The sequence below is a fragment of the Polynucleobacter corsicus genome (genome assembly GCF_018688255.1).
Classification (GTDB): domain Bacteria; phylum Pseudomonadota; class Gammaproteobacteria; order Burkholderiales; family Burkholderiaceae; genus Polynucleobacter; species Polynucleobacter corsicus.
On record NZ_CP061314.1, the window covers coordinates 981,354 to 999,700 of the forward strand.

At 46.1% G+C, this 18,347-nt stretch carries 17 protein-coding genes, 1 tRNA gene and 1 riboswitch; of the genes, 7 read left to right on the forward strand and 11 right to left on the reverse strand.

Annotated features, from left to right (window positions below; all coding sequences use genetic code 11):
• Positions 1–40 precede the first annotated feature (40 nt).
• Positions 41–147, reverse strand: a riboswitch (TPP riboswitch).
• A 74-nt stretch (positions 148–221) separates the two neighbouring features.
• The 5 genes from C2747_RS05150 to C2747_RS05165 form a co-directional block, all read right to left on the reverse strand.
• Positions 222–1,073, reverse strand: coding sequence for an NUDIX hydrolase (locus tag C2747_RS05150; RefSeq protein ID WP_251374835.1), 852 nt, complete (start codon positions 1,071–1,073; stop codon positions 222–224).
• 209 nt (positions 1,074–1,282) lie between these two features.
• Positions 1,283–1,357: transfer RNA gene (locus C2747_RS05155), tRNA-Arg, on the reverse strand.
• Between the two features lie 58 nt (positions 1,358–1,415).
• Positions 1,416–1,550 carry a hypothetical protein gene (locus C2747_RS10600; RefSeq protein ID WP_285896678.1) on the reverse strand — a complete coding sequence of 45 codons (135 nt, stop codon included), beginning with the start codon at positions 1,548–1,550 and terminating at the stop codon, positions 1,416–1,418.
• Between the two features lie 7 nt (positions 1,551–1,557).
• Positions 1,558–2,793: an MFS transporter gene (locus tag C2747_RS05160; protein ID WP_215332970.1), complete on the reverse strand. Its 1,236-nt coding sequence runs from the start codon at positions 2,791–2,793 to the stop codon at positions 1,558–1,560.
• A 26-nt stretch (positions 2,794–2,819) separates the two neighbouring features.
• Positions 2,820–3,809 carry an NADP-dependent oxidoreductase gene (locus C2747_RS05165; protein WP_215332971.1) on the reverse strand — a complete coding sequence of 330 codons (990 nt, stop codon included), beginning with the start codon at positions 3,807–3,809 and terminating at the stop codon, positions 2,820–2,822.
• Between the two features lie 149 nt (positions 3,810–3,958).
• Here C2747_RS05165 and C2747_RS05170 point away from each other — a divergent pair, with 149 nt between their 5' ends.
• Both C2747_RS05170 and C2747_RS05175 read left to right on the forward strand, forming a co-directional pair.
• Positions 3,959–5,440, forward strand: coding sequence for an NAD-dependent succinate-semialdehyde dehydrogenase (locus tag C2747_RS05170; RefSeq protein ID WP_215332972.1), 1,482 nt, complete (start codon positions 3,959–3,961; stop codon positions 5,438–5,440).
• Between the two features lie 26 nt (positions 5,441–5,466).
• Complete coding sequence (locus tag C2747_RS05175; protein WP_215332973.1) at positions 5,467–6,474, forward strand: tripartite tricarboxylate transporter substrate binding protein; 1,008 nt, start codon at positions 5,467–5,469, stop codon at positions 6,472–6,474.
• Here C2747_RS05175 and C2747_RS05180 read toward each other — a convergent pair.
• Positions 6,471–7,691, reverse strand: coding sequence for a CaiB/BaiF CoA transferase family protein (locus C2747_RS05180; RefSeq protein WP_215332974.1), 1,221 nt, complete (start codon positions 7,689–7,691; stop codon positions 6,471–6,473). The genes C2747_RS05175 and C2747_RS05180 overlap by 4 nt on opposite strands.
• Positions 7,692–7,769: 78 nt before the next feature.
• Between C2747_RS05180 and C2747_RS05185 the strand changes: the two genes are divergently transcribed.
• On the forward strand, positions 7,770–9,758 hold the full coding sequence (locus C2747_RS05185) for a DNA topoisomerase IV subunit B (RefSeq protein ID WP_215332975.1): 1,989 nt from the start codon (positions 7,770–7,772) through the stop codon (positions 9,756–9,758).
• A gap of 74 nt (positions 9,759–9,832) precedes the next feature.
• Positions 9,833–12,205, forward strand: coding sequence for a DNA topoisomerase IV subunit A (parC, locus tag C2747_RS05190; RefSeq protein WP_251374858.1), 2,373 nt, complete (start codon positions 9,833–9,835; stop codon positions 12,203–12,205).
• Positions 12,206–12,271: 66 nt separating this feature from the next.
• Here parC and C2747_RS05195 read toward each other — a convergent pair whose 3' ends face one another.
• Positions 12,272–13,231: an XdhC family protein gene (locus C2747_RS05195; RefSeq protein WP_215332976.1), complete on the reverse strand. Its 960-nt coding sequence runs from the start codon at positions 13,229–13,231 to the stop codon at positions 12,272–12,274.
• 76 nt (positions 13,232–13,307) lie between these two features.
• Between C2747_RS05195 and C2747_RS05200 the strand changes: the two genes are divergently transcribed.
• Positions 13,308–13,964: a nucleotidyltransferase family protein gene (locus C2747_RS05200; protein WP_215332977.1), complete on the forward strand. Its 657-nt coding sequence runs from the start codon at positions 13,308–13,310 to the stop codon at positions 13,962–13,964.
• Here the strand turns inward: C2747_RS05200 and C2747_RS05205 are convergent.
• The 3 genes from C2747_RS05205 to C2747_RS05215 all read right to left on the reverse strand — a co-directional run bounded on the left by C2747_RS05205 (position 13,961) and on the right by C2747_RS05215 (position 16,594).
• A complete protein-coding gene (locus C2747_RS05205; protein WP_215332978.1) occupies positions 13,961–14,419 on the reverse strand; it encodes a RidA family protein in 459 nt (152 codons plus the stop codon). The genes C2747_RS05200 and C2747_RS05205 overlap by 4 nt on opposite strands.
• Before the next feature lie 109 nt (positions 14,420–14,528).
• Positions 14,529–15,704 carry a vWA domain-containing protein gene (locus C2747_RS05210; RefSeq protein WP_215332979.1) on the reverse strand — a complete coding sequence of 392 codons (1,176 nt, stop codon included), beginning with the start codon at positions 15,702–15,704 and terminating at the stop codon, positions 14,529–14,531.
• 32 nt (positions 15,705–15,736) lie between these two features.
• The gene (locus tag C2747_RS05215; protein WP_215332980.1) at positions 15,737–16,594 is read right to left on the reverse strand and encodes an AAA family ATPase; all 858 of its coding nucleotides are present in this window, start codon (positions 16,592–16,594) and stop codon (positions 15,737–15,739) included.
• 166 nt (positions 16,595–16,760) lie between these two features.
• Here C2747_RS05215 and C2747_RS05220 point away from each other — a divergent pair, with 166 nt between their 5' ends.
• Both C2747_RS05220 and C2747_RS05225 read left to right on the forward strand, forming a co-directional pair.
• Positions 16,761–17,126, forward strand: a complete 366-nt coding sequence (locus C2747_RS05220) for a c-type cytochrome (RefSeq protein ID WP_251374836.1) — start codon at positions 16,761–16,763, stop codon at positions 17,124–17,126.
• Positions 17,127–17,143: 17 nt separating this feature from the next.
• A complete protein-coding gene (locus tag C2747_RS05225; protein ID WP_215332981.1) occupies positions 17,144–17,488 on the forward strand; it encodes a c-type cytochrome in 345 nt (114 codons plus the stop codon).
• Between the two features lie 84 nt (positions 17,489–17,572).
• Here the strand turns inward: C2747_RS05225 and C2747_RS05230 are convergent, their stop codons facing one another.
• Positions 17,573–18,211: a GntR family transcriptional regulator gene (locus C2747_RS05230; protein WP_215332982.1), complete on the reverse strand. Its 639-nt coding sequence runs from the start codon at positions 18,209–18,211 to the stop codon at positions 17,573–17,575.
• Between the last annotated feature and the right edge of the window lie 136 nt (positions 18,212–18,347).

Here is an 18,347-nt window from a genome sequence, read left to right on the forward strand (position 1 = left end):
TCCATCTCCTGACTGTTTTTTAGATGGACGAAACCGGGTGACGGTCTGATGGAAAACTCCCCACGCCAGCATTACCTGGATCGGGTTATAGGGTCTTTCTCAGCGCCTTGTAGCATACATCACTCAAGGGCACCCCTGTTTCATCCTTAGGTCTTATTTAACCACGAAATGCCTTTCAGCTGGGTGATCAAAATTAAGTACTTAGATCCAGTTTGGAGGAATTATTCCTTACTGTTATTGCGCAAAATGAAATCCGCAGTCACCAAGGCGGCATCGCTAGTGAATTCATCAGCCAAAATGCGCGCTGCAGCCTCTGAAAGCGAGATTTCAATAAAACCGCTTACTTCTCCGTCATAATTAGTGGGTACAAAGTTATCCGCCAGCTCGAGGTCATAAATATAGAGCTGTTCATCATGAAAGCCCCGGCCCGGGATAGTGCGACGCATATGGATGCGACCCACGGGCTCAATTTGATCGGAAATCTGGGCTGGCACACCGGCTTCTTCCCATAACTCCCTGCGGGCATTCACCCATGGGGTTTCATCTGCACTAATACCGCCTGCAGCTAGGTTATCGAGACGGCCAGGGTCAGTTGATTTGGTTTCGCTCCGCCTCCCAAGGCATAGATTACCCGCCTTGGTATAGCCATTAATATGGGTTGCCATGCTCCGAAAGCCAAAAGCGCGGAAGGCAGAGCGCTCTAAACGGAAGTATTCGTGGCCATTTTGGTCAATCCAAGCGAAATCCTCATTCCGCCACCCTGGAATAAACCCACCTTGGCGCATCCGATCAGCCATTTTCGAGAGGCTTTTAGAGAGCTCCAGGGGTCTTGCATGGTAAATAGTCAGGCGATCCTGGCTCATTTCTATGTGGGGGACTGGATTTTTTGCTAAGAATTCGAGTAAATGGGCCGTGAAATCAGGGCTTATGTGCCCAATAATTTGTCCAGCAGTGTAGCCACCCAAGAAATGGATGGGTAGGTAATCAGGCGGAGCCGGCCTTGCGGTATTTTGAAGTAATTCCTCTAAGGCAGCGATGGTGCTGGTGGTGAGCTTGGTTATGAGCTTATGCATGCCCTAAGTGTAAGAGAAATCCTTTTTACCAAAAACTGATGCATAAATCTATAAATAAATTTGAATTGTCAACAATGATTTACGTACATTTTTGTTGATGGCGAATGCTCATAAATTAAGCAAGCTAGGTCACTCTATACAAATCTAAGACTTACGAAAACTTTTGGGTATTTATCCACAAAGGCTGTGGATAAGTTCTGATTGGGAAGTGGTCCCGCCGACAGGAATCGAACCTGTATCCCACGCTTAGGAGGCATGTGCACTATCCATTGTGCTACGGCAAGATTAAAAAATAAAACGTTTTATAAAAAAGATACTAGTGCAAGCTACATTATCCACCGATTACCAGCCACACAGCGCCCACACTTGATTGGTGATTGCGACTGTCAACTCTGGCGCAAAGTACGCGCAGAAAATAATTCCCAATATCGCTGCCAATAGGGTGTATGAGACGAAGCGCGAAATAGAAATATGCATTAAAAAATTAAGCAGTAGCCAGGCGTGCAATTGCCCGCTCTTTTACTGGAAAATTAATTAAGAATGCAAACACACCTAAGGCAATCGCAATATTCCAAACGATCAGATAGGAGCCGGTGCGATCAAACAGGTAGCCTCCAAAATAAGCCCCGCAGAAGCTGCCCAGTTGATGGGAGAAGAATACGAGACCAGAGAGCATTGAGAGGTACTTCACGCCAAAAATCTGTGCAACGATGGCATTGGTTAATGGGATGGTGGAGAGCCATAAGAAGCCCATGATGGCTGCAAAGATGTAGGTAGTCGTTGGGCTCAGGGGCAGATAAACAAAAGCGATGATCGCTACAGATCTGCTGATATAGATGCCTGATAAAAGGTAGCGCTTCGGAAAGCGTTGCCCCAAGATTCCGGCGGCATAGGTTCCAAAAATATTGAATAGACCAATTAAAGCTAGGGCGGTAGTCGCTACAAAAGGTGCACCAACATCAGGGTACAGCTTGGATAAATCTTTTAGGTAAGGTGCTAAATGAACCGCAATAAATACCACCTGAAATCCGCAAACAAAATATCCCAAAGTAATCAATCTTAAGCTGGGGTTACCCATCGCTTCTTTTAAGGCTTCTTTGATGGTTTGATTGCTACCTTGCTGCATATTCGCAGCATTGGGTTCGCGCAACATAAACGCAATCGGAATCATGAGGCTTGCCATGAGCGCTAATACGAGTAACGCATCATTGGCACCAAAGTTTGATAGTAAGCCTTGCTCAACTGGAATCATTAAAAATTGTCCGAATGATCCAGCTGCTGCAGTGATGCCCATTGCCCACACTCTTTTTTCAGGAGCAACATTGCGACCTAAGATGCCATACACCACGCTATAGGTGGTTGCAGTTTGTGCAAGACCGATTAGCAATCCGCCCGCAAATGCAAAACTCAGTGCATCGGTAGAGACCGCCATACCGGCTAAACCGAGTGCATACAGTGCACCCCCAGCAATCATGATTTTGAGTGCACCGTAACGATCAGCCAATGCCCCTGTGATAGGTTGAACGGCACCCCAAATTAAATTTTGCAATGCCATAGTCAGAGCAAAAGTTTCTCGCCCCCAACCATTGGCAGAGGTAATAGGTAAGTTAAAGAGACCGAATCCATGGCGTATACCCATGGAAAAAGTCACCATCAGCCCGCCAAAGACCAGCAGATTCTTCAGTGTGAGGATGTTAGATGGTCTAGATTGGGTTGTCATTGATGTTTTTTCTGGATGTCCAGCGCTTAGGATAGCTTGATTATTTGTTTGCCCAAACACCTGCCCTCCAGCAGATCAATCAGGGTCTGAGGTGCGTTTTGCAGGTTTTCAGTGATTTTTTCATACACCTGGATCTTTTGTTCAGCTATGAGGTCTATTAATTGCTTTTGGATCTCTCGCCAGCGAGCGACATGATCAGAGACGATAAATCCCTGAATTAACATGCGATTGGCTAGCAAGGTGCGCAGATTGATGCTGTGGAGCTGCTCTTCAAGTCCTTCGGCAATCAGTCCACAGATGGCAATGCGGGAGTAGGGGTTCATTTGAGGAGTCAGACTGTCAAATAGGGTGCCCCCAACATTCTCAAACAACCCATCGATACCATTGGGGGCGTATTTATTGAAGTTGCTAAGCCAATTGCAGTGCTGATAGGACAGGCAGTAATCAAAATTCAATGCATCCTGCACATAAGCGCACTTTTCCTCAGGGCCTGCAATTCCAATGATATGAGCCCCCTGTAGTTTGGCAAGTTGGCCAGCGACACTCCCTACGGAACCTGCGGCAGAGGTAACGAGGATGGTTTCACCGGCCTTGGGCTTACAAATATCGATCATCCCAATCCAGGCAGTGATCCCAGGCATTCCTGCGGCTCCCAAAGGCCAGGTTTCCGAAAATGGAATCTCAGGAATAAGCTTGATCGCAGAGCAATTCATGACGGCATGGGTTTGCCATCCCAGCATGCCAATGACTTTATCTCCCGTTTTAAATTGATCGGATTGGGAGTCTATGACAATTCCAATGCCTTCGCCCATGACAACATCGCCAAGCGCCATTGAGGGTGCATATGATTTGCGCTCAGTCATTCTGCCGCGCACATAGGGATCCAGAGAAAGCCATTGATTTAAAACCAGGACTTGGCCGCTCCTGAGAGGCTCTATATCGGCGTCAATGCATTCAAAGTTATCTTGTGTTACGGTTTGATTTGGCCTGTTACGCAGAATAATTTTTGTATTCATTTTTGATTGCAAAATTTTCTTCGTATCCAATAATTAACACCTTGGTAAAGCAATACCTGCCTAGGGTTTTTACTGATTGGTGGGGTCAAAACACTTTTTAAATTAATGAGCAATTTTGCCACCTACAAGATTCTTTGGAGTATTTATTTATGTCAGCAGTAAATCACATTAGTTCGTTATTGAAAGATAAAAATCTCCTGAAGGGTGATGCATTTATCGGCGGTAAATGGCTTCAAGCTAAATCTGGCAAAGTTTTCTCAGTAACCAATCCTGCAACTGGCGAAGAAATCGCTCAGGTTCCCAATCTCGATGTTGCTGATGCACTAGACGCTATTGCATTAGCTGAAACTGCATTTACGCAATGGCGCACAAAAACTGGTAAGGAGCGCGCTGCAGTGATGCGCAAGTGGTTTGACTTAATTACTGAGCATACCGAAGATCTTGGGATCATCATGTCATTGGAGCAGGGTAAGCCTTTGACTGAAGCTAAAGGCGAGATTCATTATGGATCCTCCTTTATTGAGTGGTTTGCTGAAGAGGCAAAACGGGTAACCGGCGCCATTCCTAGTTCAACCTGGGAAGACAAGCGTTTGATGGTGCTAAAGCAACCCATCGGAGTTTGTGTAGCGATTACTCCTTGGAACTTCCCGAGCGCCATGATTACTAGAAAAGTATCTCCAGCACTGGCAGCTGGTTGTTCTATTGTCATCAAGCCTGCTGAACAAACACCGTTGTCAGCATTGGCATTGGCTGAACTCGCTTCGCGTGCAGGTGTCCCTGATGGGGTGATCAATATTTTGACTGCGGATGCTCATAATTCCATCGCAATTGGTAAAGCACTTTGCGATTCTCAAGTGGTGAAGCATCTTTCGTTCACTGGATCTACTGAGGTTGGTAAGTTGCTAATGATGCAGTGCGCCCCAACAGTGAAAAAGATTGCCCTTGAGTTGGGTGGTCATGCGCCATTTATTGTTTTTGAAGATGCCAACATTGACAATGCTGTTGCTGGAGCCATGTTTGCTAAGTACCGCAATGCTGGCCAAGCTTGTGTTGCAGCCAATCGCTTTTATGTGCATAAAAAAGTTCACGACGAATTTGTTGAAAAGTTTGCCGCAGCCACTAAAGGACTCAAAGTGGGTCATGGTTTAGAGCCTGGGGTGACTCAAGGACCATTGATTGATGAGCATGCACTAGCTAAAGTCCAGAGGCATATTGCGGATGCAGTTGCTAATGGAGCGACCTTAGTTACCGGTGGCAAGTCTTCTGAACGAGGCGGTACTTTTTTTGAGCCTACCATTTTGGCTAATGTAAGTAATTCCATGCTGGTGGTAACTGAAGAAACCTTTGGACCAGTTGCCCCAGTCATTCCTTTTGAATCTGATGAAGAGGTTGTCAAGCTCGCCAATAACAGCCAGTTTGGATTGGCTTCTTATTTCTATAGCCGTGATATCGGTCGCATCTGGAAAGTTGCTGAGGCTCTGGAGTTCGGCATGGTCGGTGTCAATACAGGCCTGTTTTCTAACGAGGTTGCTCCATTTGGCGGCGTCAAGCAATCCGGCTTAGGTAGAGAGGGTAGCTCTTGGGGTATTGATGAATACCTTGAGATGAAGTACGTCTGCGTAGGCCTATAGAAAAAATAGTTGGAGGAGACAAATTAATGCATTCCAAGAAAAAAGAAAAAATCGGAATCTTATTAGGCTGTTTGTTTGCTGCAATATTGTTGTTTAGCCAGGGCGCCTCTGGCCAGTCAGCGTCTGCAGAAGAGTCTTGGCCTAACAGACCCATTTCCATGATCATTCCATTTCCGCCAGGTGGGGTTGCCACGGTTGTAGGCAGGCCCATTGCTGATGGCATGGCTAAAAATCTTGAAAAGCCGATCATCATGGAAAACAAACCTGGTGCAGGTGGCGGAATCGGTAACGCCTATGTAGCAAAAGCAAAGCCAGATGGTTATAACGTATTGTTTGCCATGTCCTCTGTTTCAACCATTCCAGAGACAGATAAGATTGCTGGCAAAACGGCTTCATATGCTACCAACCAGCTCAGACCAATTGGTCGCATTACCTCTGATCCATTAGTGATTGTGGTGAAGAATGATGCTCCATGGAAAACCATGGCAGAGTTTGTTGCTGATGCCAAAAAGAATCCTGGTAAATACAATTTCAGCTCTTCTGGTAACTATGGAACCATGCAGTTGCCAATGGAGATGCTAAAAACAAATCAGAATATTTTCGTTGTTCATATTCCCTATGGTGGTGCTGGCCCTGCTGTGCTGGCGGTACTCAGTGGAGAGGTTGATATTGTTGCTAGTGGTCCATCAACGGTGGTTCAAAACGTCAAGGCTGGAAAGCTGAGGGCCTTAGCGCACACTGGATCGGGCAGGATGGCTGCACTACCAGATGTGCCATCTCTGAAAGAACTCGGAATCCCCGTTGAATACAATCAATGGACTGGGATTTTCGTACCGAAGAGTACGCCTGAGCCGATTGTCAAAAAGTATCGTGATGCATTGCGAGTTGCTGTTAGTGACAATTCCATTCGCTCAACCATTGGCAATGCAGGAAGTCCAATCGACTATCTTGACGAACCTGAATTCCAAACCTTTTGGGATAAGGACATTGCCAAGATGAATGAAGTAGTTAGAAAAATTGGCAAGCTCGATTAGATCGAACCATTCTCTCTCAGTAAATCGATATCCTGCGCGCTAAGACCCAGTCTCTCGCGTAGGATCTCATCAGTATGTTGTCCCAAGGTTGGGGGTGCCATTCTGACTTCTACAGGCGTTTTTGAGAGTCGCATTGGGCTCGCTACCAACTTCATGCTGCCAGTCGTGGGATGGGGCACATTTATTTGAATATCACGGGCTTTGACCTGTTCATTTTCAAATACTTCCTGGAAATTATTAATTGGTCCGCAGGGTACATTTGCTTTCTCAAGCAATGCAATCCACTCTGCCTTAGTTTTCTTTCTTGTCATTTCCTCTAGCAGAGGCACTAGCTGTTCGCGGTGTTTTACTCGCATTGGATTCTCTGAATACAGAGGGTTGTCGGCTAAATGGGCTTCATCGCCTGCTGTCACAAACTGCCTAAATTGACCGTTATTACCGGCTGCAACAATCATCCAGCCATCTGAAGTGGGAAGTGTTTGATAAGGCACTATCGTTGGCGATGCATTACCCCAACGTTTGGGGATTTCATCAGAACATAAATAGGCGCTAGCTACATTTGCCATGACTGCTATTTGCGTATCCAAGAGGGCCAAGTCAATGTATTGACCTTCGCCAGTATGGTTTTTATGGGCAATGGCCGCCAAAATGGAGGTGGTGGCGTACATCCCGGTAAAGATATCGGCAATTGCAACCCCAGCTTTTTGTGGGCTTGCCCCCGGAAAGCCGTCCGCCTCACCGGTAACGCTCATGAAGCCACCCATTCCTTGGACAATAAAATCGTATCCAGGGCGTTTTGAGTATGGCCCAAATTGCCCGAATCCAGTAATTGAGCAGTAAATGAGATCGGGCTTCACTTTGATTAAGCTCTCGTAATCTAGCCCGTACTGAGCCAGTTGTCCAACTTTGTAGTTCTCAATGACTACATCGGACTCTTTTGCAAGCTGGCGAATGATTTCTTGGCCCTCAGGCTTGCTAATATCGACCGTAATGGAGCGTTTATTACGGTTAATGGATATGAAATACGCACTTTCAGCCGTATCTTTGCCATTTTGATCTCTGGCAAAAGGAGGGCCCCAGTGCCGTGTATCGTCACCCTCACCAGGTTTTTCAACCTTAATGACGTCTGCACCGAGGTCGGCGAGATTTTGAGTGCACCACGGGCCGGCAAGCACACGGCTGAGGTCTAAAACGCGAATATGACTTAAGGCTCCCATCCTGCAATTTTGGCATGAAAAAAAGGGTAATTCAGGAAAATTCAGGTTTTCCTTCAGACATGACTACAATTTGCGCGCATGGCTACCCGTAAAACATCCGAATACAGCGAATCATCGATTCAAGTCCTAAAAGGGCTTGAACCCGTCCGTCAGCGGCCGGGAATGTACACCCGTACTGATAATCCCTTGCACATCATTCAGGAGGTGCTAGATAACGCTTCTGACGAGGCACTAGGCGGGTTTGGCAAGCACATCATTGTGACTTTGCATACCGATAGCAGTGTGAGCGTGGAGGATGATGGCCGCGGTATTCCAGTGGGAATGCACCCAACTGAGAAGCTCCCGGTAGTAGAAATTGTCTTCACCCAGCTTCATGCTGGCGGTAAATTCGAAAAAGGCTCCGGTGGTGCGTATGCCTTCTCTGGTGGTTTGCATGGTGTTGGTGTCTCTGTTACCAATGCGCTATCCAAGCGTCTAGAAGTTACCGTCTGGCGTGAGGGTCAAGTTTCCACATTGGCCTTTGCTGATGGCAGGGTGATTGAAAAGCTCAAAACCAGCGCCGCTGGCAAAGAGGATAAGTCTCACGGTACGCGTGTACGTGCATGGCCTGATGGCAAGTACTTTGATAACGCAGTCATCCCCATGCCTGAACTCATTCGTTTATTACGCTCTAAGGCAGTCTTATTGCCAGGCGTAAAAGTGACCCTGATTCAAGAAAAGTCTGGCGAGAGCCAAACTTGGCAATATGCCCAAGGATTGCGCGGCTACTTAAATGAAGCAATGGCTCAAGCAGGTCATGGCGCAGAAGTGATTCCTCCGTTTGAGGGTGAGCAATACGCTACCGGTAATGGAGATGACGATTCCTTTGCTGAAGGCGAGGGCGCAGCCTGGGTTGTTACCTGGACTGAAGATGGTGCGCCTGTGCGTGAGAGTTATGTGAACTTGATTCCGACTCCTGCAGGTGGAACGCATGAAAGTGGTCTACGTGAAGGCCTCTTTAATGCCGTCAAAGGTTTTATTGAGATGCATGCTTTGCAACCTAAAGGTGTCAAGTTGATGCCTGAGGATGTCTTTGCGCGCGCTTCATTTATTTTGTCCGCCAAGGTACTAGATCCACAATTTCAGGGGCAAATTAAAGAGCGCCTGAATTCTAGAGACGCAGTGCGCTTAGTTTCTGGCTACGCTAAATCCGCATTAGAGCTTTGGCTTAATGAGCACGTTGACTACGGACGTAAATTAGCAGACTTAGTGATTAAGCAAGCCCAAGCAAGAACCCGTGCCGGCCAAAAAGTAGAGAAGAAAAAATCCTCCGGCGTGGCAGTTCTCCCAGGAAAGTTGACTGATTGTGAGAGCGAAGATATCAGCCTGAATGAAATTTTCCTTGTTGAGGGAGATTCAGCGGGTGGCTCAGCCAAGATGGGGCGCAATAAAGAATATCAAGCGATTCTGCCTTTGCGTGGCAAGGTTCTCAATACCTGGGAAGCTGAGCGCGATCGCTTATTTGCCAATAATGAAGTACATGACATTGCAGTTGCCATCGGTGTTGATCCACATGGTGCTAATGACACGCCGGATTTATCAAACTTACGTTACGGCAAGGTGTGCATCCTGTCCGATGCGGACGTCGATGGCGCGCATATTCAAGTACTGCTACTCACCTTGTTCTACAAGCATTTCCCAAAGTTAATTGAACTGGGGCATATTCATATTTCTCGGCCACCTTTATTTAGAGTGGATGCGCCAGCGCGTGGCAAAAAACCAGCGCAAAAGATTTACGCACTAGATGCAAGCGAACTACAAGCAATTGAAGACAAGTTACGTAAAGACGGTGTCAAGGAGTCTGCTTGGCAGATTTCTCGCTTTAAAGGTTTGGGGGAGATGAGTGCTGAACAGCTGTGGGATACCACCTTAAATCCTGATACGCGTCGCCTCTTACCGGTGACCTTGGGCGCATGGACAGAAGATGAAACAGTTAAAACAATGGATATGTTGATGGGTAAATCCGAGTCCGGGGCGCGTCGTGATTGGTTAGAAGAGCGCGGCAACGAAGTAGAGGCAGACATCTAATGGCAATTAAAAAAACTCCAGGTAGCGCAGACTCTACAGATCAAGCTGACTTGTTTGCGGGCGACCCAATTGAAATGAATATCGTCGAAGTGGATAAGCCCATTTCAGCTCAGGCAGGTGGACCCAATGATCCACATGATCCAAAAAAGATTGAGCTCAATGAGGATGACAAAGACAGCCTCACACTAGCAGTCTATGCTGAACGCGCTTACTTAGATTACGCCATTAGTGTCGTCAAAGGTCGCGCATTGCCAGATGTTTCAGATGGTCAAAAGCCGGTTCAACGCCGCATTTTGTTCTCGATGAGTGAGATGGGTTTGCGTGCTGATGCGAAGCCGGTCAAGAGTGCTCGTGTAGTCGGTGATGTACTAGGTAAATTCCATCCGCATGGCGATCAATCTGCCTATGACGCATTAGTGCGTCTTGCCCAGAGCTTCTCATTACGTTACCCATTGATTGATGGTCAGGGTAACTTTGGTTCCCGTGATGGTGATGGTGCAGCAGCAATGCGTTACACCGAAGCGCGTTTAACAAAAATTGCTGGTTTGTTGTTAAGTGAGATTGATGAAGGTACGGTCGATTTTGCGCCGAACTACGATGGATCCTTTCAGGAGCCTAAGTTGTTACCAGCACGCTTACCTTTTGTTCTATTGAACGGCGCATCAGGTATTGCGGTGGGTATGGCAACGGAGATTCCTTCGCATAATCTACGCGAAGTGGCTAGTGCAGCAATTGCCTTGATGAAGTCTCCGAAGATGAGTACTTCAGAGTTATTAGAAATCATACCTGGCCCGGACTATCCTGGTGGCGGCCAAATTATTTCTTCTGCAACTGAAATTGCGCAGATTTATGAAGCGGGTCGCGGTAGTTTAAAAGTACGTGCGCGCTGGTCGGTTGAAGAATTAGCTCGTGGCCAGTGGCAGATTGTGGTCAATGAACTACCACCATCAACTTCATCGCAACGCGTATTGCAAGAGATCGAAGAGATTACCAATCCTAAAGTCAAGGTTGGTAAAAAAACCTTAACTCCCGAGCAAAGCAATCTTAAATCTACTATTCTGAATGTCCTTGATGGCGTCCGTGATGAGTCGAGCAAAGATGCGGCTGTCCGTTTGGTATTTGAGCCTAAGAGTAAAAATATTGATGTCAATGAGTTTGCTAATTTATTACTAGCGCATACATCACTAGAGTCCAATGCACCAATGAACTTGGTCATGATTGGTACTGATGGTCGTCCACGTCAAAAAGGTCTTAAAGAGATTATTGCTGAGTGGATTTCTTTCAGAGTGGGTACTGTTACAAGGCGTACTCAACACCGTTTAGGCAAGGTGAATGATCGCATGCATATTTTGGAAGGGCGCTTAATCGTTCTTCTGAATATTGATAAGGTCATTAAGATCATTCGCACTAGTGATGAGCCCAAGGCTGACCTCATAAAAGAGTTCAAGCTGAGTGATCGTCAAGCGGAAGATATCTTAGATATTCGCTTGCGTCAGTTAGCCCGCCTTGAGGGTATCAAGATTGAGCAAGAGCTGAAAGCGCTCAAGTCTGAGCGTGATGATCTCGAAGGTTTATTACAGAGCGATACCGTTCTACGTAAACGCATCATCAAAGAAATTGAATCCGACATGAAGGATTTTGGTGATGATCGTCGTACTCTGATTCAGGAAGATAAGCGCGCTGTAGCTGAGACTAAAGTGTTAGACGAACCAGTTACCGTGATCGTTTCGCAAAAAGGTTGGGTGCGCGTGCGCCAAGGTCATGAACATGATGCAACGCAGTTTGCCTTCAAAGCGGGCGATGCCTTGTATGGCACATTTGAGTGTCGCACAGTCGATGTGATGCAAGGCTTTGGTAGTGATGGCCGCGTCTATACCGTACCAGTAAGTGAATTGCCTGGTGCACGTGGAGATGGCTCGCCATTAACGAGTTTTGTGAACTTGGCAGCTGGATCGCAAATGGTTGCTTACTATGCTGGTCAGCCTGATGATCTCGTGCTGATTTCTACTAGATCAGGCAACGGCTTCCTGGCAAACGTGGCCGACATGTCCACTCGCAATAAGGCTGGTAAATCGTTTGTTGGTATCGACAGTAAATTCCCGGGTGGTGATGCACCTCTCGGAGCCGCTAAGGTCACGGCAGGCATGAAGCAGGTAGCCTGCTTATCTGAAAGCTCTAAGTTATTAGTATTCCCGCTCGATGAGCTTAAACGCTTACCGACTGGTGGTAAAGGTGTCATTCTGATGGGCTTGGATGATAAAGAGAAGTTGGCCTCTGCAATTGCGGTTGGGCCTGATGGCGCTACGTATTCCGGTGCGGGACGAGCTGGTAAACCAACGGAGTTGAGTCTCGATGCGAAAACCTTGAAGTCCTTTGCTGGTAATCGTGCTCGTAAAGGTCACTTTGTAGAGCCAAGACTTAAAGACGGAAAGCTCACAGCGAACTAAGAAGCTAATCTAGCTTTACTGAATTAAAAAACCCGGTCAGGAGTTGATCGGGTTTTTTAATTTACGCTAAACCTTCTGAGGTATTGGGACACCGTACTTAACGGCAATCACTTCCGCTAGGATCGATACGGCGATCTCTGGTGGAGTCAAAGCGCCGATAAATAAACCTACGGGTCCATGAAGACGTTCAACCTGCTCCTGAGTCACATCAAATTCCAGCAGGCGATCTTTACGTTTCTGGGTATTGATTCTGCTGCCCAGGGCTCCCACATAAAAAGCAGGGGACTTCAATGCCTCCATTAAAGCCATGTCATCAAGCTTAGGGTCATGCGTTAAGGCTACAACCGCTGTATGGGAGTCAACCCCAATTTCTAGCAGCACATCATCTGGCATGCCCTTGATAAACTGAATCTGTTCACGATTGATGCCTTCAGCATATTCTTCGCGCGGGTCAATGACGATCACCTCAAAGTCTGACGCAAAAGCAAAGTCAGCTGTATACAGTGACAGCTGTCCGGCTCCAATGATCACCATACGCCAGCGAGGACCATAAGTGGTTTTCATTAAGTGCTCATCGCAGATGAATGCCTCATTACGATTGCCAGCTTCGAGCGTTGACTTGCCAGTCGCAAGATCCACCGTACGTGAAGTAATTTGATGATTACTGATCGACTCTAGAATGGCTTCCAAAATAGCCAGCTCTGGTTTTGGCTCGACGAGTAACCGTAGCGTTCCGCCACAGGGCAGGCCAAAGCGCGCTGCCTCTTGTTGGCTAACGCCATAGACCACCATTTCTGGCAAATCTCGAGTCATAATTTCAGTTTGCACTCGGCGAATCAGGTCATCCTCGACACATCCACCAGAAACTGATCCAGTAACTTGCCCATCACCCCGAATAGCCAGCCAAGAGCCGATAGGTCTTGGAGCGGACCCCCAAGTTTGAACAACCGTGGCAATGGCAACCGGATGGCCAGATTTGAGCCAATCTACCGCGGCTTTTAATACGCTTAAATCGGTACTATTCATTTACTGTCTTTAATTTCTATTATTTAATTTTTTGTATTTATGATTTCTTACTGGCAATCTAATTATTATCACTCTAATGACAAGTTCTAGCCCATCAGCCCAAGATTCACAATTACGTATAGCCGTGCTCTTATTGGCAGCGGGCGAGGGTAGTCGGCTGGGCACCCATCCAAAAGCTTTGCTTCATAAAGATGGCAAGACCCTTTTAGAGCGTTTTTCAAGTGCAATTCAAGGATTTAGTCCTGTCGAATGCATTGTGATCACCGGCTTTCATGCTCAGTTGATCGAGTCTGAGATTGCAAACATCAATACCTCTTTGACTCATCCGATAAAGATCATTAGAAATGTTTCGCCAGAAAAGGGTCAGCCATCCTCAGTTCGCTTGGGCCTAGAATCATTTAAATCTGATTTTGACGTCTTGCTAGTCGCGCTATCCGATCAGCCTGAAGTGGGCGCAAAGGAAATACAAGAATTGCTTAATGAATACGCTAAGCGAGACAGTGGTCAGGAAATCATTCTGCCAATGGTAGATGGAAGGCGTGGCAACCCGGTGTTGTTTTCTTATAAAGCAGTCTTAGATGTATTAGCCAAACCGGGCATAGTTTGCCGAGGGTACATGGATGCCCATCCCAGCAAGGTCAGGGCTATGCACACCAGCAATCAGGCATTTGTGATGGATGTCGACACTCCAGAAGACATCCAAAGACACAAATTAAATCTATTTTCTTTTTAAATTTCTGCAATCAGCTCGATCTCAACACAAGCACCCAAAGGGATTTGCGCCACACCAAACGCGCTACGAGCATGTTTTCCTGCTTCACCAAAAACCTCAAAAAGTAGTTCCGAGCAACCGTTCACTACTAAGTGCTGCTCTGTAAATTCAGAGGTCGAATTCACTAGACCCATTACTTTGACTATGCGCTTTACTTTATCCAGTGAGCCTAAGTGATTTTGAAGTGTGGCAATGAGATCAATCGCAATGGATTTCGCTGCAGCTTTACCAGTTTCGGTATCCATATCAAGACCCAACTTACCAACCCAGGGCTTGCCATCTCGCTTAGCAATATGACCCGATAAAAAAACAGTATTGCCAGTTGTTGCAGCCATGACATAGGCGGCAGCGGGTGGTCCAGGTGGAGGTAAGTCAATACCAAGAGTTTTTAGGCGATCGCTAATGTGATTTGTCATAAAGTTTTATTGAAGAAAAAAAATAAAAAAATAAAAAAATAAAAAAATAAAAAAATAAAAAAATAAAGAAAAAAGGAAATAAAAGAAGCTTGATGTAAATCTTACTGGATTACTTTGATAGTTGACGCATGGCACTCTCGAGGCCATTTAGTGTCACAGGATACATGCGGTCTTTCATGAGAGCTTTCATGATGTCGATTGATTGCCGATACTGCCAAACTGATTCTGGCTCTGGATTAAGCCAAGCAAAGTGCGGGAAGTGCTCAATGAGGCGATTAATCCACGCCGCACCAGCTTCTCGATTGTTGTACTCAACCGACCCATTGGGGCTCAGAATTTCATAAGGAGACATAGTGGCATCTCCAATGAAAATGAGTTTGTAGTCGGGACCATACTTATTAATAATGTCTTGAGTCACCGTAACTTGATCGCGCCTGCGACGATTGCTTTGCCAGAGATTTTCATATACGCAATTATGAAAATAGTAATACTCTAAGTGTTTGAATTCTGTTTTGACAGCGGTAAATAATTCAGAGATACGCGCAATGTGATCATCCATCGAACCGCCCACGTCCATCAGTAACAAAACTTTGACCTGGTTGTGACGCTCTGGACGCATTTGAATGTCGAGCATCCCTGCATTTGCAGCAGTCGAGTGAATCGTTTTATCGAGATCTAACTCTAGATTCGAGCCTTCTCTGGCAAATCGACGTAGGCGACGTAAAGCCATTTTGATATTGCGCGTTCCCAAACTGAGGTTGCTGTCATAGTCTTTAAACTCTCGGGCTTCCCAGACTTTGATAGCTGTACGATTGCCCGCACTCTCGCCACCAATACGAATACCTTCTGGGTGGAAACCACTATGCCCAAACGGCGATGAGCCACCTGCACCAATCCATTTATTACCACCACCATGCCATTCTTTTTGCTCTTTCAAAAGCTCTTGAAGGCGCTTTTGTAGCGCTTCTGGCCCACCTAGTTTTTTGAGTGCAGCCTTTTCTTCTTCTGTTAATACGCGTTGTAGTTTTTTCTCAAGCCAGTCCAAAGGAATATCGGGAGCTGAGGCGATGATTTGCTCTACACCATTAAAGTAGGAGCCAAATACTTGATCGAAGTGATCAAAGTGCTGCTCATCCTTAACTAAGGTCATCCGGGCCAGTTGATAAAACTCATCAATCGACGGTTGAATAACACCTTCCTTTAAAGCTTCTAGCAGCGTTAAAAATTCCCGCACGGAAACAGGCACTTTGGCCTCTTTAAGATTAAAAAAGAATTGAATCAACATGATTCAGATATTAAAAATATTGGCTTGTCAGATCAGCGGTGATTGCGGTTCATCATCACTAAACGCTCAAAGAGATGAATATCTTGCTCGTTTTTAAGAAGTGCTCCATGCAGAGGAGGAATCGTAATTTTGTCATCACCGCTATACAGAGACTCGGCAGGAATATCTTCTGCAAGTAGAAGCTTTAACCAGTCTATGAGTTCAGAAGTGGATGGTTTCTTTTTTAAGCCTGGTAAAGAGCGGATTTGATAAAAAGATTGAAGCGCCGCTTCCAATAACTCTTGCTTGATATTGGGATGATGGACATCCACAATGCTTTGCATTGTTCCTGCGTCTGGAAAAGAAATGTAGTGGAAGAAGCAGCGACGCAAAAATGCATCTGGTAATTCTTTTTCATTGTTTGAAGTGATGATGACAAGAGGGCGGTGCTTCGCTTTGATCAACTCACGTGTTTCGTATACGTAGAACTCCATGCGGTCGATTTCTCGCAAGAGGTCGTTCGGAAACTCAATATCGGCTTTATCAATCTCATCAATCAACAAAACAACGGGTTCATCTGCTTCAAATGCTTGCCAAAGAACACCTTTCACAATGTAATTGCGAATGTCATTGACCTTTTCATCGCCCAGTTGGGAGTCTCTTAATCGGCTGACGGCATCGTATTCATAAAGGCCTTGTTGCGCCTTGGTAGTCGATTTAATGTGCCATTGCATTAGTGGCATGTTCAGGGCTGCAGCTACTTCCTCGGCCAGCATGGTTTTACCTGTTCCCGGCTCCCCTTTAATTAAAAGAGGGCGCTGAAGCTGTATCGCGGCATTGACGGCCAATTTCAAGTCATCAGTAGCTACATAGCTTTGCGAGCCGTCGAAGCGGGATTGGATCTTAGTCATGGTGAGGGTAATTAATTTGTCTGTGAATAGCCATCAAGTATAGGTAAAAGGGTCGCTACTTTCTGTGTTTTTACTCATTTCAAGGGGTGAAAACAGGGGATCTTGGCTCGTCTCCGCTATACTCTCTCCAAATTGATTTGAATCAAACTTGTTACTACTGATTTCTATGAAAAAACACCTCTTACTTTCCCAATTGACCCTCTGCGCTGCTTTGGGCTTTTCCGGATTCTCAGCTCAAGCTCAAGACGTCAAAGGTTCTGCCCAAGCTGGACAAGGCAAGGTTTGGCTCTGTATTGGTTGCCATGCCATCCCTGAATACCGCGCTGACTATCCTTTGGTGTACAAAGTCCCCATGATTGGCGGTCAAAATGCCGCTTACATTGCCAGCTCTTTAGCGGCCTACAAAAAAGGTGAAAGAAAGCATCCAACGATGCGTTCGATCGCAGGTAGCTTGTCCGATCAAGACATGGCTGACCTCGGCGAATACTATGCTGCGCAAACTGCCAGCTCACCTAATAACCCATTGAAGTGATATTTAGAGGCACGTTTATGAAATTCGCACTAATTACCGCCATTTTGTTTTCTAGCATTGGCTTGGCTCAAGCAGCTAGCGCCGAAAAAGGTCAAGCACTTGTAGAGAAGGGCAACTGCGCCTCCTGTCATGGTGCTGGTCTTAATGCTCCAATCTTGCCCGCTTATCCAAAGTTGGCCGGTCAGCATGCTGATTACCTTTACTACGCTTTGCGCGCTTACCAAGTTGGCGGATCTAATCCGCAGTTTGGTCGTAACAATGCAGTAATGTCTTCTCAGGCTAAGCCGTATAGCGATGCTGATCTTCTCGATATGGCTGCTTATATTGCTAAATTGCCAGGAAACTTTGTTGTTAAGAAGTAATTTTCTTAATTAACTAGATTTACGCTAAAAGGCTTAGGTTAATCACCTAAGCCTTTGTTCTTTATAGCATTTGTAGCGTATCTTTTATTTCGTAGCCTCAAGCCCTCTAGCGAGGTGATTGCGCATAGCCAGCTCTGCTGCTACGGGATCTCTCTTGAGAATGGCCTGGAGAATTTCCCGATGCTCAAGCAGGGAGCTTAAAAGGCGGCCCCCTCTACTTAAAGAATCGCGCCTTTGGAGTTTAAGCACTTTACGCAGGTCATCAATAACCCCATTCATCCACTTATTTCCTGCAATTTCTTGAATTAATTCATGAAATTTGACATTAAATTCAAAAAACTGCCCAATATCGCGATCTGCAGCAGCCTTTTCTAGGCGGTGATGCAAATCATCTAATTGGGTTAGCTGGGCTTCAGTAGCATTAATTGCTGTTTCTTTGGCTGCCTGACCCTCTAGTAGGGAGAGAACGGTAAAGATTTGCTCTAAATCACGCCTATCAACCTCGGTGACATAAGAGCCTTTATTCATTTTGCTGGTTACAAGGCCTTCGGACGCAAGCACCTTGATGGCTTCACGCATAGGTGTGCGGCTTATTCCAAAGGCAACAGCCAGGCTTTGTTCATCCAGCCAGCTCCCAGGAGCTAGTTCATGCGCGAAGATTTGCTCTCGTAAGCGCTCGGCAACATCTTCATATAGAGGCCTGTTTATTAGTTTTGTATTCATAATTATGTATACAGTATCTAGACAAATTCAGAAAAGTCAAGCAAAATATCCCTACAGAATTAGTGATGATGTGAAAAGCCAACCGGGAGTGCTTTGTGAGTTCAAGTGATAAAAAGTCTGCATCGAGTTCATCCAA